Origin of the sequence: Marinomonas algarum, assembly GCF_020532605.1 — a bacterium.
GTDB classification, from domain to species: Bacteria; Pseudomonadota; Gammaproteobacteria; order Pseudomonadales; family Marinomonadaceae; genus Marinomonas; species Marinomonas algarum.
The window spans coordinates 72,608-87,310 of the sequence record NZ_JAJATW010000006.1 but is presented as its reverse complement, the minus strand read 5'-3'; the positions used below and the strand labels follow the sequence as shown (position 1 = coordinate 87,310).

At 47.0% G+C, this 14,703-nt stretch carries 15 protein-coding genes; 4 read left to right on the top strand and 11 right to left on the bottom strand.

What is annotated here, in order from left to right; translation table 11 throughout:
- Positions 1 to 19 precede the first annotated feature (19 nt).
- The gene (dapA, locus tag LG368_RS05500; RefSeq protein ID WP_226753736.1) at positions 20 to 892 is read left to right on the top strand and encodes a 4-hydroxy-tetrahydrodipicolinate synthase; all 873 of its coding nucleotides are present in this window, start codon (positions 20 to 22) and stop codon (positions 890 to 892) included.
- Positions 893 to 935: 43 nt separating this feature from the next.
- Positions 936 to 1,619, top strand: coding sequence for a P-loop NTPase family protein (locus LG368_RS05495; RefSeq protein WP_226753735.1), 684 nt, complete (start codon positions 936 to 938; stop codon positions 1,617 to 1,619).
- 101 nt (positions 1,620 to 1,720) lie between these two features.
- On the opposite strand, the gene LG368_RS05490 is transcribed toward LG368_RS05495, so the two are convergent.
- Positions 1,721 to 2,584: an isocitrate lyase/PEP mutase family protein gene (locus LG368_RS05490; RefSeq protein ID WP_226753734.1), complete on the bottom strand. Its 864-nt coding sequence runs from the start codon at positions 2,582 to 2,584 to the stop codon at positions 1,721 to 1,723.
- 445 nt (positions 2,585 to 3,029) lie between these two features.
- Between LG368_RS05490 and LG368_RS05485 the strand changes: the two genes are divergently transcribed.
- Entirely contained in the window at positions 3,030 to 4,316 is a 1,287-nt protein-coding gene (locus LG368_RS05485; protein ID WP_226753733.1) for a cation:proton antiporter, read from the top strand.
- Between the two features lie 3 nt (positions 4,317 to 4,319).
- Here the strand turns inward: LG368_RS05485 and LG368_RS05480 are convergent, their stop codons facing one another.
- From LG368_RS05480 to LG368_RS05455, 6 genes are all read right to left on the bottom strand, one after another.
- Positions 4,320 to 4,913, bottom strand: coding sequence for a PqiC family protein (locus tag LG368_RS05480; RefSeq protein ID WP_226753732.1), 594 nt, complete (start codon positions 4,911 to 4,913; stop codon positions 4,320 to 4,322).
- A gap of 14 nt (positions 4,914 to 4,927) precedes the next feature.
- Positions 4,928 to 6,574, bottom strand: a complete 1,647-nt coding sequence (pqiB, locus tag LG368_RS05475; RefSeq protein WP_226753731.1) for an intermembrane transport protein PqiB — start codon at positions 6,572 to 6,574, stop codon at positions 4,928 to 4,930.
- Entirely contained in the window at positions 6,558 to 7,850 is a 1,293-nt protein-coding gene (locus tag LG368_RS05470; protein ID WP_226753730.1) for a PqiA/YebS family transporter subunit, read from the bottom strand. The genes pqiB and LG368_RS05470 overlap by 17 nt, the downstream gene beginning before the upstream one ends.
- Before the next feature lie 19 nt (positions 7,851 to 7,869).
- Positions 7,870 to 8,880 (bottom strand): 23S rRNA pseudouridine(2604) synthase RluF, encoded by a 1,011-nt coding sequence (gene rluF, locus LG368_RS05465; protein WP_226753729.1) that lies wholly within the window; start codon positions 8,878 to 8,880, stop codon positions 7,870 to 7,872.
- A 71-nt stretch (positions 8,881 to 8,951) separates the two neighbouring features.
- Positions 8,952 to 10,478: an FAD-dependent monooxygenase gene (locus LG368_RS05460; protein WP_226753728.1), complete on the bottom strand. Its 1,527-nt coding sequence runs from the start codon at positions 10,476 to 10,478 to the stop codon at positions 8,952 to 8,954.
- Entirely contained in the window at positions 10,402 to 12,039 is a 1,638-nt protein-coding gene (locus LG368_RS05455; protein WP_226753727.1) for an NAD+ synthase, read from the bottom strand. Before LG368_RS05455 ends, LG368_RS05460 begins: the two co-directional genes overlap by 77 nt.
- A 73-nt stretch (positions 12,040 to 12,112) precedes the next feature.
- On the opposite strand from LG368_RS05455, the gene LG368_RS05450 reads away from it, so the two are divergent.
- On the top strand, positions 12,113 to 12,382 hold the full coding sequence (locus LG368_RS05450) for a PP0621 family protein (RefSeq protein WP_226753726.1): 270 nt from the start codon (positions 12,113 to 12,115) through the stop codon (positions 12,380 to 12,382).
- On the opposite strand, the gene LG368_RS05445 is transcribed toward LG368_RS05450, so the two are convergent.
- The 4 genes from LG368_RS05445 to LG368_RS05430 are packed head-to-tail and all read right to left on the bottom strand — an operon-like array spanning position 12,357 to position 14,682.
- Positions 12,357 to 12,821 carry a hypothetical protein gene (locus LG368_RS05445; RefSeq protein WP_226753725.1) on the bottom strand — a complete coding sequence of 155 codons (465 nt, stop codon included), beginning with the start codon at positions 12,819 to 12,821 and terminating at the stop codon, positions 12,357 to 12,359. The two genes, LG368_RS05450 and LG368_RS05445, sit on opposite strands and share 26 nt — an antisense overlap.
- 54 nt (positions 12,822 to 12,875) lie before the next feature.
- Positions 12,876 to 13,772 carry a hypothetical protein gene (locus LG368_RS05440; protein WP_226753724.1) on the bottom strand — a complete coding sequence of 299 codons (897 nt, stop codon included), beginning with the start codon at positions 13,770 to 13,772 and terminating at the stop codon, positions 12,876 to 12,878.
- Positions 13,769 to 14,173 carry a hypothetical protein gene (locus LG368_RS05435; RefSeq protein ID WP_226753723.1) on the bottom strand — a complete coding sequence of 135 codons (405 nt, stop codon included), beginning with the start codon at positions 14,171 to 14,173 and terminating at the stop codon, positions 13,769 to 13,771. The genes LG368_RS05440 and LG368_RS05435 overlap by 4 nt, the downstream gene beginning before the upstream one ends.
- Positions 14,170 to 14,682, bottom strand: coding sequence for a GspH/FimT family pseudopilin (locus tag LG368_RS05430; protein ID WP_226753722.1), 513 nt, complete (start codon positions 14,680 to 14,682; stop codon positions 14,170 to 14,172). The genes LG368_RS05435 and LG368_RS05430 overlap by 4 nt, the downstream gene beginning before the upstream one ends.
- Between the last annotated feature and the right edge of the window lie 21 nt (positions 14,683 to 14,703).

The following is a 14,703-nucleotide window of genomic DNA, read 5'->3' as shown; positions in this document are numbered from 1 at the left end:
GCCAAAACGAGACAACGTTATGTTTTACGGTGCAATCACAGCATTAATTACTCCCTTTCGAGATGGTCAACTAGACGAAAACGCTTTGCGCAATATTGTACGCTGGCAAATTGATCAAGGCATCAATGGCCTTGTCCCTGTTGGAACAACAGGGGAATCGCCAACTCTAAGTGAGCATGAACATAAACGTGTTATTGAGATTACCGTTCAAGAAGCCAATAAAGCGGTGCCCGTATTAGCAGGTGCCGGATCAAACAACCCTGTTGAAGCCGTCACCTACTCAGACTATGCCTACCAAGCGGGCGCTGATGCGACGTTACACGTTGCGGGTTATTACAACCGCCCTAACCAGGCCGGTTTGTACGAACATTTCAAATACGTCCACGACAACAGCAGATTACCCATTATTGTTTATAACATTCCACCGCGTTCTGTGGTTGGACTGGAAGTCGGTACCCTCGCCCGCCTTGCGGAGCTGCCACGCATTATCGGTGTGAAAGATGCGACAGGGGATCTGACTCGACCCATTCGTGAACGTGGTTTAATCAATAAGCCATTTAACTACTTGAGTGGAGACGACATTACCACTGTGGCCTATAACGTGGGCGGCGGCAATGGCTGTATTTCTGTATCATCAAATGTGGCACCAAAGCAGGTCGTAGAACTGCAACGCTTGTGTCGAGAAGGCAAATACATTGAAGCCGCTCAGTTGCAAGATAAGTTGTTCGCATTACACAACGCACTCTTTCTTGAGCCAAATCCTGCTGGACCAAAATACGCCATGTCATTACTCGGCTTATGCACAGAAGAATGCCGTTTACCCATGGTACCGCTACAAGACAGCACAAAAGCCACTATTCGCAACATCATGGAAGAACTTGGCCTAATCTAGCTTCTTCGTTAACCAATGGCTTCACAGCTAAGAGGACATCTCAATGGGTAGAGTACATTTTATTGGTGGTGAAAAAGGCGGTGTCGGAAAATCCATGACCGCCAGAGTACTAGCGCAATACTGCATCGACCAAGATCAGCCTTTTTTGGGCTTTGACTGTGATTCATCACACGGCACGTTTTCGCGTTTTTATCATGAGTTTTCATCACCCATCTTAGTTGGAGAAGAAGACAGTTTGGACGGCATGTTGGCGGCCATTGAAGAATACCCTGATCGTGATTTAATCATCGACCTTGCTGCTCAAGCGGCCCAACCCCTTGGTAAATGGATCGAAGAAACCGATGTGTTTGGTTTACTTGATGAAATGGGGTACCAAGTTTGTCTATGGCATGTCATGGATGATGGCGCTGATTCGGTCGCCCTATTGGATGATCTTTTAGAGCGCTATGCTCAACCTTCGGTGGATTTTGTGGTGGTACAAAACTTGGGGCGTGGCAGTGATTTCTCACGCTTCAAAAAGTCTGACACCTATCAAAACGCAGTAGACCGTGGCGCATTGATCATCGAATTGCCAAAACTACAAAGCAAACTGACGCAAAAAATTGACTTCAATAACAGCAGTTTTTGGGCAGTGGCAAACGATAAAAACATCATGAACATTGCCGAACGTCAACGCATGAAAGTGTGGCTACGTAATACTTATGAGCAACTTGCACAACTAGGCTAATCACTCTACTCAACAAAAAAAGCGCTCCTGTCACTATAAAATAACACTTCAATATGAAGCCAGTTACAGAGGCGCTTTTTTATCTTAGATGGTGGAGTATTTTACTCTTGGACGTCCATATATTTGTTTGCCCAGACTCGGTTTTCTTCTAGCGTAGAATAACGTGTTGATAATTCCGACGCATTCAAGGTTCCTTCCGCAATCCCTCTTTGTTCACGCAAACAATCGTAGGTCGCTTTTATAGCCGCAAAATAGGCCGCATGACCATTCACGACAATACGTACGCCGTTCGCTGCTAAACGCTCACGGTCACGTAACTCAGGGTTATCGTATGACACCAACATAATCGGAATCGACAGATGAGCACTAATGGCTTCTAAGTGTGCAAAATCTCGAATGCCCACCATACAGATGCCGTCAACGCCCACCGCTTGATAGGCTTTCACCCGTGTAATGGTTTCCTCGACACTTAACTGACCCGCGTTGGTACGAGCAATAATGCTCATCACAGGATCGATTCGTGCTTCCAGTGCGGCGTTTAATTTGCCTACGGCTTCTTCGATAGGAATCAGATCCGTCGATTTATGGCCATATTTGGCTGGCAATAACGTATCTTCAATCGTCAGTGCGGCAACACCTGCACGCTCTAGTTCAACAATCGTCCGCATGACATTTAAGGCATTACCATAACCGTGATCGGCATCGGCAATAATCGGTAAGCGAGCAACCCGACCAATACGAGTGGCTTGTTCCGTAAACTCACTGAGTGTAATAAGCGCAAAATCTGGTGCAGCAAGCACTTGCAAAGACGCCACCGAACCACCCAGAATACCCACTTCAAAACCAAGATCCGCAGCAATACGAGCAGACATGGGATCAAAAGTAGACGCGGTGTAATAACATTTCCCACTGCCTAACAAGGCTCTGAAGTCGTTGCGTAAATCATGCTGAGAAGGTGTTGCCATATAAAGTACCCCTAAAATGTCACTAAATTTCAATTATGTTGTTATTTCTATTGTTCAAAACATCACGTCCTTATGATAATGAGCTAACCGGATGGTTAATTTTGATCGGTAAACTAGCACTTCACGCTTTAAAAAACACCTGTGAGGCAGAAAAAATTACAATTCATCATTATTGAATAAAAAGCCGTCATCCATCGCTTACTTTTTGTTACGTTTTGGGTGGTAATATTTCTACAGCACGCCTTACTCGCTTTTTCTTAGCTTCTTCAAAACGTCAAATAATAAGGATTTTATAGCAAATCGAAGAAAACGCAAAAAAAATGAGTTTTTTGGGAACTTTTTCCTTAATCATCAAGTGACAGCGTTAAACCCTAACGCTACCATATCGATCCAACGACTTCCCCTTATTGATCTTCGATTTCACTGACAACGTTAAGGTTCTCATATGAACGCTTGGTACCTCATCTGCTTCCTATCCGCTTTAGCGGTCATCATTGCCTTTACCAACCAATACATCCTAAAGATGCAAACCACGATTGCGATCACAACGGGGTCGGTGGTGATTTCGCTTTTACTGATTCTTGCGGTAAAAATGTTAGGCGATGAAACCGCCCTCTTTATTACCCAGGTTGTGTCTGGTATTGATTTCAACCAATTACTGCTGAAAGGCATGTTAGGTTTTTTGTTGTTCGCTGGCGCGTTGGAAATCGATCTTGCTGCATTGAAACGCCAACGTTGGGAAATCACTATTCTGGTGCTCTTCTCCACCCTAGTCTCCACGTTTATGGTCGGCTATCTTAGCTACTATCTGTTTGCTGCGCTCCAATTTCCTATTCCCTTTATTTACTGCTTGCTGTTTGGCGCGCTTATTAGCCCAACCGACCCCATTGCAGTTTTAGCCATTATTAAGCAGATGAGCGCGCCGCAGGGGATTTCCATTCAAGTCGAGGGTGAGTCTTTATTCAATGATGGCGTTGGTTTGGTGATTTTCACCACCATTTTTGCCGTGGCTTTTTACGGTACAGAAGCCAGCTTTCAGGAAGTCGCCGAGCTCTTCCTTGTCGATGCGGTGGGGGGTATTGTTTTTGGTCTTGTTATCGCCTTAATCGGGCATTTTGTCATCATCAACTGCAAGGACATCAACACCAGATTATTGGTAACACTCACCATCCCTTCTGCAGGCTTTGCCTTAGCCAATATTTGGGAAATTTCTGGCGCATTGGCCATGGTCACTAGCGGTATATTGCTGGGTAACATTACTCGAGCCACGGCCTCAAAACGACGTGGCGAAAGTGGTACGCGTTATGTGCAAGACTTTTGGCATGCAACAGACAGCTTTTTGAATGCGCTACTTTTCTTAATCATCGGTATGCTGATTGTTACCATGCCCCTTACTTGGCAGGTCATCGGCTTAGGCTTGGTCATGGTGCCGGTGGTTCTGTTTTCTCGCTTTATCAGCGTCGGGAGTCCGTACATAATTTTCAAACAGTTTCGTCGATACGACAAACACTCAGTAAAAATTCTCACCTGGGGAGGTTTGCGTGGTGGTCTTGCCTTGGCCATGGCAGCAGCCATCCCTCCGGGTCAGTTTGCGGTAGAAGGATTAGATCTTCACGACATCATGGTTATTATTACTTACGTTGTGGTGATTTTTTCCATTATAGTACAGGGCTTGACCATCTCACCGCTTATCGAGAAGAGCATCCAAGCGGCAAAAGACAGCGACGCTTGATCGTTAAAGTGCTTCTGCAATCGCTTTCGACATGGGGGTCATCACATCGTCAAACCAAGCGGACGATAAAGTTTGCACCAAACTCGTATAACCATCAGAGGCTAAACGGCGTTGTGTGGTAAAAGTATGCGATGCCGCTATTTCTCCCGTGGCCGAAATAAGCTGCCAACGCCCTGACAAGTGCACCTTGCCCTCTAAATCGGCGTAAAATTTATCAACGTCAATGTTAAGTTGTGCAATGGCGTAAGCCGGTAAACGTTGGCCACCAAACCACGTCAGACTGGGCAGTGTTTTTTCCAAACGCTGCTGTGTCAAACGAGTGAGCTGTGCTGACAAAGGCTCTGCCCAAAGATTATTTTGCGAACGATGCACAACCCCTTGCTGACTGATCAACACAATTTCATTGCCTGCCAAATAATTTGCCACCACCACTGGCATCAGTTGAATGGGCTGCGACTCGGTGGATACCGTCTGCGCATTCACCAGAGAAGTGTCTAACAACAAGTATTCTTTACTGGTCGGCATCTCTGAAGATGCACAGCCTATTAACCACGTACTCAATAGCCCAATGAAGGCGATTTTTTTATACCCTTTCATAGTCATCCTTATGATTATTTTGCGGCTTTAGGGACCATATCTGTTTTCGGCTGACGGTCAAAAATCAGTGTATTGGGGTTTTCTCTCAGTTGACGCAGTAAGGGTTGCAACTCATTTAAGGCACGTCCCAGTGAGATCATATTCTCCCGCAAAGGACGACCAATTTGCCCATTGGCTTGATAGCTTTCTAATGTCAGGTTAAGTTCATTGATGGTGCCAACTAGGTCCGCAGGCAGTTGTTGCGTTTCTGGCTTATTTAACAGCTGAGTGACGCTGGCACTCAGCGACTGCAATTCACGCAAGGTCTCATTCGCTTCTTCCATCGTGTTACCAAGTTGGTTAAAGGTTTGCGCTAACGGCACCTCGGCTAAATTATCCAAGATACGGCTCACCTTGGTTTCGATGTTGGCGAAGGTATCGGGGGCCGTTGGAAAGATAAAATGACCATCATAACGTCGCCACTTAGCAGGCTCAGGGTCTTCTACATAATCCAGACTGATCACTTTCGCTGCATTTAAATAATTGCTGATCATCAGGTTTGCCCGCAAACCATGCGCAATACGGTCTTCAATGAACGCTTCCCACTTATCCATGGTCACCACCCCATCGGGGTCAAGAAAGTTTAAACGCTGAGGCTCAATACGCGCTCTAACGGGCAACACCGGCGTTTCCAAAGACGCCAATTCAGACAAAGACACACCTTTGTAAGGCACATCCAGCACCGTACCAATTCTGATGCCACGGTATTCCACCGCCGCCCCTGGCATCAAGCCACTGATGTTGTTGTCAAACAGAAAAACGTAGTTTAAAACGTCCTCGTAACGGTTATTTATTGCTTCTTCTCGTGATTCGTACAAACGGAAAGTCGCCATGTCTTTTACTGGCGCGTCCTCTTGCTTACCTTTCGGCAAACCAAATGAGATGCCACCTGAAAATAACGTTTCTAACGAATCCAGACGCATCTCAAAGCCACTGGCCGAACTGTTCAAGCGAAAGCCTGGAGTCATCCAAAACTGCACATTGCTGCTCACTAAAGCATCGTAAGGGGAACGAATCACCACGCGATATGTAATCGCTTCTTGCTCGGAATCAAACCCTACTTTCTCAATGTAACCCACTTCATAACCCCGAAAGTGCACTAGGGAGCCGACATCAAGCTTTGCGCCCTCTAGACTCGACAACATAATTCGTACCCCTTCGTTTTCCGTAGACAAAGGCGGCTGATTAAGCAGACGAAATTTGGATTGCTGCTCACCATCCAGCCCAGGGGTCATATCAATATAAGGACCAGACAGCAGAGTACCCAAGCCGCTGACACCCTCTTTTCCCACACGAGGTTTCACCACCCAAAATTGCGCATCGTCTTTTAGCATTTGTTGGGTACCCTCATTCATGCGCACCTGAATGATGGCGTTTTGATAGTCGTCACTTAAACGAATATCGACCACACGCCCGACATCAACATTACGTGACTTTAGTTTGGTTTTACCCATTTCTAAGCCATCGGCATTTGCTGCAATTAAGGTGATCATGGGGCCTTGGCTAGACCAATTTTGGTACAGCATCCAAGCGGCAACCGACAGCGCAATCAATGGCACCAACCAAATGGAGTTAAAGCGCACCTTACGAACACTTTCGATGGCTTTATGTGTCTCGCTCACAGGCTTCTCCTTCTTGAGCTTGGGTACGTGATGCATCTTTATCCCACAACAATCTAGGATCAAATGCCATCGCCGCCAACATCGTCAATACGATCACAGCGGTAAACGACAGCACAGCAGGCCCAGGTAAAATTGACATAAACTGACCCATTTGTACGATACTGGTTAAGATCGCGACCACAAAAACATCGATCATCGACCAGCGTCCGACCAATTCTGTCCAGCGGTACAGCGTGATTTTTTGTGAGGTTAAACGTCGGCTTGGGTAACAGCTTTGCCAGCATAACCAACTGAGAGAAACGACCTTCGCCAGTGGAATAACCACACTGGCAAACAATATGATAAGCGCCACTGGGTAGGACCCCATTGACCAGAGCACGAACACCCCACCTAAAATGGTTGAGGGCTCCGTCCCGCCTAAAAAGGTTGTTTCCATGATGGGAAAAACATTGGCGGGTATGTACATAATTAAAGCGGCAATCAATAACGCCACCGTGAAAACAACACTTCGAGGTCGACGACTGTAGACACTGTGCCCACAGCGATCACAGTGATGCGCATTGCCTGCTAGTGTCGCGCCACAGAAGCGGCAACCAATCAAGCCCTGTTGCTTTGCCGTACCACTCACAATGGGATGATCTGACGATGGACCGGCCACCCGATTCCAAAACCAACGTTTATCCACTAACACAACGGTTTTTAACAACAAGAGAACATAGCCACAAAAAGCCCAAAACGACAGTTTAAAAGAAATATCCGCCAAACTGCTTAGCTTTACCAAGGCCACTAATATACCTACCAGAAAAACATCGACCATAAGCCAAGGCTGTACCACGACCAGCCAACGCAGACAAAAACGCCGAATGTTCCGAAGCCGATCTGGGTATCGAAAAGACGCGACCAATAAGAGCACCGAGGAAAGGTAAACAACGGGGAATACAAATAAAGCGAGGGTAATAATGGCGCCTAACATCAAGTAACCTTGACTTAACAGCACACTCAAGGTGTTAAAAAGGCTAACGGTCCTTTCAAGGCCATTCACTGAAAAGCCGAGAAAGGAAAAGCTCAACGCCAATATCAACATTAATAATGCCGATAATCCCGTCCCTAAAATACGTGCAAAAGCATGCTTATGAAGAGTAATAAGAACATGACCACAATGCTCACACCGAAGGCGCTCACCTTGTTGCAAACGTGGCACGCGATGAACAAAGTCACACTCTTCACAAGTGGTTACTGTTTCATAAAACATAGGACGGTCACTGTTTACCTGCATAGGTTAAAAGCCTTTATCTTTATGCGCCGCCCTTATTTTTTACCGGACGTTTGCCGTTACCGTTACGCTTAGAATCAGAAGAGGGTTTACCCGTTGGACGCTTTCCTTTTCCAACTGGGTTTTTGCCCTCCCCAAATGGCCGCTTGTCTTTGCCCTTGGCGCCACCTGATTTTCGACCATCATGACGGGAATCTTTTGGTGGATGCTTGGTGTTGCCTTTTGCCGTTAGCGATGGCTTCGTCGCTACTTTTGGCTTATTGGTTTTCTTCGCACCATGACGAGATTTTTTTGCCGGCGCTGCGGCTTCAGAAGAAGAGTCTTCAATGGCTTTTAGCAACACCGACAACTCTTTTTGCGTGAGATCACGCCATTCACCCACTGGCAAGCCTTTCAGATTGACATTCATAATCCGCGTGCGCTCAAGCTTCATCACCTCGTAACCGAAATGTTCACACATACGACGAATCTGACGGTTTAAACCTTGCACCAGGGTAATATTAAACACATTGGGCGACACTTTTTTAACAGGGCATTTTTTCGTCATGGTGCCAAGAATAGGCACACCACCTGCTAATCCTGCAATAAAATCGTCTGTGATGGGTTTGTTCACAGTAACCAGATACTCTTTTTCGTGATTGTTCCCAGCGCGCAACACCTTATTGACAAGGTCGCCGTTGTTAGTCAGGAAAATCAACCCTTGCGAGTCTTTATCCAATCGCCCAATAGGGAAAATTCGAACACCGTGACTGACAAAATCGACGATGTTGTTTCTTTCGGAACTTTCCGTGGTGCTGACAATACCGACCGGCTTATTCAGCACAATAAAAACAAAATCCTCTGCGTCTTGTGGTTCAATAATTTGACCGTTCACGCGCACTGTATCGCCCGCTGTGACCTGATCACCGACTTTGGCACGCTTACCATTGATAAAAACATTGCCTTGCTCGATAAAGCGATCGGCATCTCGACGGGAGCAGATACCGCTTTCACTGATGTATTTATTTAGTCGTGTTGAGGAAGCATTAAACATAAAGCGCCGTTTTATTGAAATGAATGAATAACAATCTGTAAGAAATCATCAGGGCATTAATACCGCCCTGTTTAAAGTATTTTTTTAAGGCAACGGCCACGGGGCTCATCGCTTTCGTAAAGAACAATATCAGAATGAAGAAATTCCGCCGCTGCAGCAGAGTCTTTTACTTTTACCGAGCTACGAGCCGTCATTTCCTCTTCAAAAGGCACTAAAACATGGTCTCTAATGCCTTGTTCACGCCAATTAGATAAAGACCAGCAACCTTTGGTAATTTCACGGGCCAACGACAGGGCATCCAATATGGCTTGGTTCGCTCCTTGTCCTTTAAAAGGACTCATAGGATGAGCCGCATCCCCAATCAAGGTCGCCTGTGTCGCATAATGTAACCACTCAGGTTGTAACAGGGCTCGGTCGTAAACCGGATAGCCTGACACCAGATTACTTTGAGTCGCCGCCAAAATTTGCGGGATAGGATCATGCCACTGGGTACGTCGGCACGCTTCTTTCTTCAACGCCTCCGCGCCCTGTGCACTCAATGCTTTGGCCTCACTCTCTGCCATTGGAAAACTCAACTGCCACATCACGGATTCCGCATCATAAGGCATAATATAGATGCGTTCATTGCCGTTTGCCGTCTGGAAAACGGTCGCTGAATCCAATAACGCGTCGTCGGTGTCGGGCAAATCACGCAATGGACAAATACCTAGGATCACCACACACCCTAAATACCTTAATGGCGCAATCTCCTCGTTAATCAAGTGTTGACGTACCATACTGCGAATACCATCCGCGCCCACCACAAGGTCAGCCGTCGCTGTTCGCTGTTCGCCATTCACATCAAAAACAAGACTGGCTGGCGCATTATTGTGTTGCTCAAACCGCACCAGTTGATGGCCCCACTGTACTTGCTCTTTTCCTTCCAGTTGCTCTTGCCCTTCCAATTGCTCTAGCAAAGCCAAACGCAATGACTGCCGGGCAATGTGCACATTAGAGCGTTTTACACTGGCTTGCTCTGACGACGCCATCCACTTGCGCATGCCCCACTCGCCCACCTGCTTACCTTCCGGGGTGTAAACCACATGTCGTGTCGACACAACGCCTTGGTCTAACGTAAAAATGCCTAGCCCTTCAATGGCTCGGCTCGCCTGTTGCAAAGTAAGCCCATAACCTTGAGAGCGCACATCAAAACATTCGTCACGTTCGTAAAGCGTAAAAGGAATACCACGGTGCAAACAGGCTACGGCAAGAGCAACACCGCCAATACCGCCGCCTATAATCGCCACATGAGGGTAATCTTGCGTGTTGGCATCAGGAAAAACAGGGGAGGCTAATAGCCCCGAACCTGAGCACGTCTGACAAGACTCAAGATGACCTCTGGGCTTCTCAGGTGCCGCTCCCCTCCCATTGGACTGAGTAAACTTTTCTACGGCCTGTAGGTAATTGAGTCGTACCTTTTTTCTCAGCCGACGACTTTTTTTACCTCGGCCTTGGCAGTCTGGGCAAGCGGCCCAACAACCGTTACTCACCGATATGCCAGCCATTGGTAATCGGATAACGACGATCACGGCCAAAGCCACGGGCAGTGATACGTACACCTGTTGGCGCTTGACGACGTTTGTATTCGTTAACATCGACCAAACGCAGCACGCGATACACAGTATCGCGGTCAAACTGTCCCGTCGCTAAAATAGCGCCAGCACTTTGATCCTCTTCTATGTATAGGCGCAAAATTTCATCCAAAATATCGTAGCTTGGTAACGAATCTTCGTCTTTTTGATCCGGTGCTAATTCCGCCGAGGGCGGGCGCGTAATGACACGTTCTGGGATGACATAACCAAGCGTGTTACGGTAGCGGCATAGCTTAAAGACGAGCGTTTTAAACACGTCTTTTAACACCGAATAGCCACCCACCATGTCGCCATATAAAGTGGCGTAGCCTACGGCCATTTCGCTCTTGTTGCCGGTGGTCAGAACCATTAAGCCTTTTTTATTGGAGATGGCCATCAGGGCCACACCACGGGTGCGCGCTTGTAAATTCTCTTCGGTGGTGTCCTTGCCATAGCCGTCAAACTCTGGTGCTAACACCTCAGTAAAGGCCGATACCATGGGTTCAATGGGCAACACGCTGTATTTCACGCCAAGCAAATTCGCTTCCTCTTCAGCATCGTGCAAACTGATCGACGACGTGTAGGTGTAGGGCATCATCACCGCTTGCACTCGATCGGCACCAATGGCATCAACGGCCACCGCAAGGGATAAGGCAGAGTCAATACCACCGCTCAGACCCAATACAATGCCTTTGAAGCGATTTTTAGTGATGTAGTCTCGCAGACCCAGCACCATCGCCTGATACACACTGGCCTCTAAGCCTAACGCGGGGGAAATCGCCCCTGCAACCGGTTCTACTTTGTTTGGTTGGCTTTGATCAACAATGATGTCGACACAGTATAAACCCGCTTCAAACCAAGGCGCTTGTCTGACTTTTAAGCCTTTTGCATTCACCGCAAAAGAGCCACCTTCGTACACCAATTCATCTTGCGCCCCCATATAATTGACATACACAATAGGCAAACTGACTTCGGTAGCGCGCTGATGCAGCAAAGCCTCGCGCTCACCCATTTTCTCAGTGTGATACGGTGAAGCGTTGAGATTGAGTATCAGCTCAGCACCGGCCGCTTTTGCCTGTGCAATTGGCTGTGGATGCCAAATATCTTCACAAATACTCAGGCCAACACGCACACCACGAATGTCGACAATACCCGCTTCCTCGCCTTCACGGAAATAACGCTTATCATCGAATACCAAAAAGTTCGGCAGTTTTTGCTTGGCGTACTCTAATAAAAGCTCACCTTGATAAATCACCCCAGCGCAGTTAAATAACTCACCATCAATACGACGTGGGTAGCCCACAATCACATAAATGTCATGAACCTCTGCCAAGATCTTTGCCAAAGCAGATTCAATGCGCAAATCCAAACTAGAACGCAACAATAAATCTTCTGGCGGATAACCAGTGAGTGTTAATTCAGGAAACACCACCACGTCAGCCTGTTCTTCATCGCGGGCGTTATGCGCCGCATCGATGACGGATTGGGTGTTCTTCGTGATGTCGCCGACCAGCATATCCAGCTGGGCCATTGCTATTCGTAATGTCATACAGTTGCTATCTCGTGAACTCTGTTAGAATATGCCTGTTATTGTCTGGAATTCCCTAAGCTAGGTAAAGTATATGATTGTACGTTTGATCGTTTTTGTTGCTATTTTCTCAATTGGTTGGTGGTTATATCGTCAGTTTGTTGCTTTTAAGCACAGCCAAGCGCCAGCTAAAAAATCACAGAGCCAAACGGGCAACGCTAAAACCAAACCAGACCAGCAAGAACCCATGGTTCGATGTGAACATTGTGGCACCTTTGTACCGCGGTCTCACGCCGTTCACGATCAAGAAGCGCGCGCCTTTTGCAGCAATGAGCACCTTAAAGCCTTTCACTCCCAGCAGTAACCCACCCTGTTGCGACGACTTGCTCATCACGCCACCACCAGCAACGATATTGCCGCTGATTTTGTGACGCACACAGCCGATGGGACACCCTCTGCTCTGTTTCTGTAAACGTGTGCCATTGGTAAAAAATCAATGGCTGATCACTGGCTCCCTGCCATATTTGCTCTTGCAGACCGTATTGAGCAGAACTCAAATCACAAAACCCGGCACATTGACTGGAAAACGCCTGAGAAAAATTGGCAGACAACACAAACGTCTGCTCAAACCCTGTCCAGAAACGCTGTTCCTCTTGTGCGGCTTTTAACTTACCCCGCCACTGATACGACGCCATGAGCGTCTCTTGATAATGACTTGATATACTTGCCACGGCCAATAAAAGACCAATAATCGGCAAAGAAACCCAGCCAGACTGCGCTGTCTTGATGTTGTTATAGTGCATTTGCTACATCCTTGTTCGCTGTCGTAATAAATCGACCTGTTCACTCACATCAGATCACGGCTGTAAGTTGATAATTTGATTGCCAACATGTTGACAAGGAGACCGATAGATCCATTGATCCCCACGCATCGACACGTATTCCTGCGCTGCTTGATCACTCAAGCTCTCACGACAATCGCTCAGACGATATTGATACTCAACCCACAAGGCGCGCACCTGCTCTAACGAAAATTCGCCGTATTCTGTTGCTAACGCGTCAACAGCGCCATCGCCGTCTAAGTCCAGCAGTGGAAATATCGCTAAGCGCTCAATATTTTTAAATAACTCTCTGGAATTGCCCTTAATGGCAGGGGTTCGCCAAAATGCACGGCTGCCATCTTTACCCGGCGATAAATACCAATAAAAACCATCTTGGCTGGCCAAGATACCGGACTGCCCAATGACATCATCACTCTCAAACATTATGTCACTTACATTGCCACGGCTGTTAATATCGATAATTTGTCCAAGGTAATGGTCACGACACGTTATAAAGCGCGCTGTCTCACCTTCCTTCCAATGACACGCCAATGCTATCTCTTGTTGGGGATTTTCCGTCACTGTGAATGATCCTTGGCACAACCCATAACTTTCTCCATACAACCAATCTGATTCGGAAAACACCCGACGAGAAGCCAATCTATCAGGCGGTATCGAACCCGACTGAATGGTAATCGATGCACGCTCATCTAGAGAACAACCCGCAGGAAGAAGGCGTGTCCATTGAGCTTGAAAGTGGGTCTCTATGGCGGACTGAAGAGCAAATTGATTTTGGTATTGCTGTGCTAAAAGATGACGGTTTTGCACATTCGCCAAAGCGGAAACCAAAAAAGGCAAAAACAACGCAATCAATAAACACACCACCAACACTTCCAGCAACAGACTTCCTTTCAAAGACGCACTCAGCCTCATGGTGTTTCCTCCTGATCCATCGTCGATACAACAGGAAATACACTGTCAGAGGCATCATCTACCCCATCATACACCCCATAGAGAGACGCAGAAAACCATTGCTTTAAGGAATCTCCTCGACACACGACACAATTAGGGTAAGCCTTTTTTTCTATAGCATATGTGCCATTGACTGATCGCCAAAAGGACGAGTGCGTAAGATTTGCCATGGCGCTTTGCTTGTCTTTGTTTATAGCGATTCTTTGCTGATGATGTGACAATTGAATCGTTTGCCAATGACTTTTGGACTGTTGTTGGGCAAGGTGCAACACCACGGAAAACAAGACCAGACACAGCATCATCTCGATCATGACCCAGCCACCTTGATGTGAATAAAAAGTAGCAGGAAGGCGCGCTTTCATTGACAAGCCTCCTGCTCTTTTTGCTTCAGCGGTGTGGTGTAAAATCGACCGTTTTGATTTAACACAAGATCCGCTTGAAGGTCGCCTAGGCAAAACTCAAAGGTACCATTCTGATAACCCGACAAACCGTGATGCTCAAACACAATAAACGTTTTTTGCACTGGAAAGCCTGACCACACCATGTTTATCGAAGAAGCAAAGCGATGTTGTAGAAACGGGTTGACGATGTCGCCCGACGCCATTGTTTGATGAGCACTGATACCCGATGACCAATCACCATCACAGCCGGTACCACCGCACACATAACTGGCTTGACCACTCACTACGGCCAGTTGACGCGCCTGAGTAAGGGCATCGGCCAACTGCTGCCGAGCCATATTGAGCGTACTTTTATCTTGATTGTGCTGACCTAATGCCAATATTGGCGTAGCACCGATGTATGCCAATAGGCTGATAACCGCCAAAACGCACATCAGTTCTAAGAGGGAGAACCCCGCTTGATGAGTCATAAACAAACCTCCTTGTTTGTT

Excerpts from the sequence above, each read along its gene's own strand:
- LG368_RS05450 (WP_226753726.1), top strand. The coding sequence starts at position 12,113 with ATGATTGTACGTTTGATCGTTTTTGTTGCTATTTTCTCAATTGGTTGG.
- LG368_RS05480 (WP_226753732.1), bottom strand. The coding sequence starts at position 4,913 with ATGAAAGGGTATAAAAAAATCGCCTTCATTGGGCTATTGAGTACGTGG.
- LG368_RS05455 (WP_226753727.1), bottom strand. The coding sequence starts at position 12,039 with ATGACATTACGAATAGCAATGGCCCAGCTGGATATGCTGGTCGGCGAC.
- dapA (WP_226753736.1), top strand. The coding sequence starts at position 20 with ATGTTTTACGGTGCAATCACAGCATTAATTACTCCCTTTCGAGATGGT.
- LG368_RS05490 (WP_226753734.1), bottom strand. The coding sequence starts at position 2,584 with ATGGCAACACCTTCTCAGCATGATTTACGCAACGACTTCAGAGCCTTG.
- LG368_RS05440 (WP_226753724.1), bottom strand. The coding sequence starts at position 13,772 with ATGAGGCTGAGTGCGTCTTTGAAAGGAAGTCTGTTGCTGGAAGTGTTG.
- LG368_RS05445 (WP_226753725.1), bottom strand. The coding sequence starts at position 12,821 with ATGCACTATAACAACATCAAGACAGCGCAGTCTGGCTGGGTTTCTTTG.
- LG368_RS05435 (WP_226753723.1), bottom strand. The coding sequence starts at position 14,173 with ATGAAAGCGCGCCTTCCTGCTACTTTTTATTCACATCAAGGTGGCTGG.
- LG368_RS05495 (WP_226753735.1), top strand. The coding sequence starts at position 936 with ATGGGTAGAGTACATTTTATTGGTGGTGAAAAAGGCGGTGTCGGAAAA.
- LG368_RS05470 (WP_226753730.1), bottom strand. The coding sequence starts at position 7,850 with ATGCAGGTAAACAGTGACCGTCCTATGTTTTATGAAACAGTAACCACT.
- LG368_RS05430 (WP_226753722.1), bottom strand. The coding sequence starts at position 14,682 with ATGACTCATCAAGCGGGGTTCTCCCTCTTAGAACTGATGTGCGTTTTG.
- rluF (WP_226753729.1), bottom strand. The coding sequence starts at position 8,880 with ATGTTTAATGCTTCCTCAACACGACTAAATAAATACATCAGTGAAAGC.
- LG368_RS05485 (WP_226753733.1), top strand. The coding sequence starts at position 3,030 with ATGAACGCTTGGTACCTCATCTGCTTCCTATCCGCTTTAGCGGTCATC.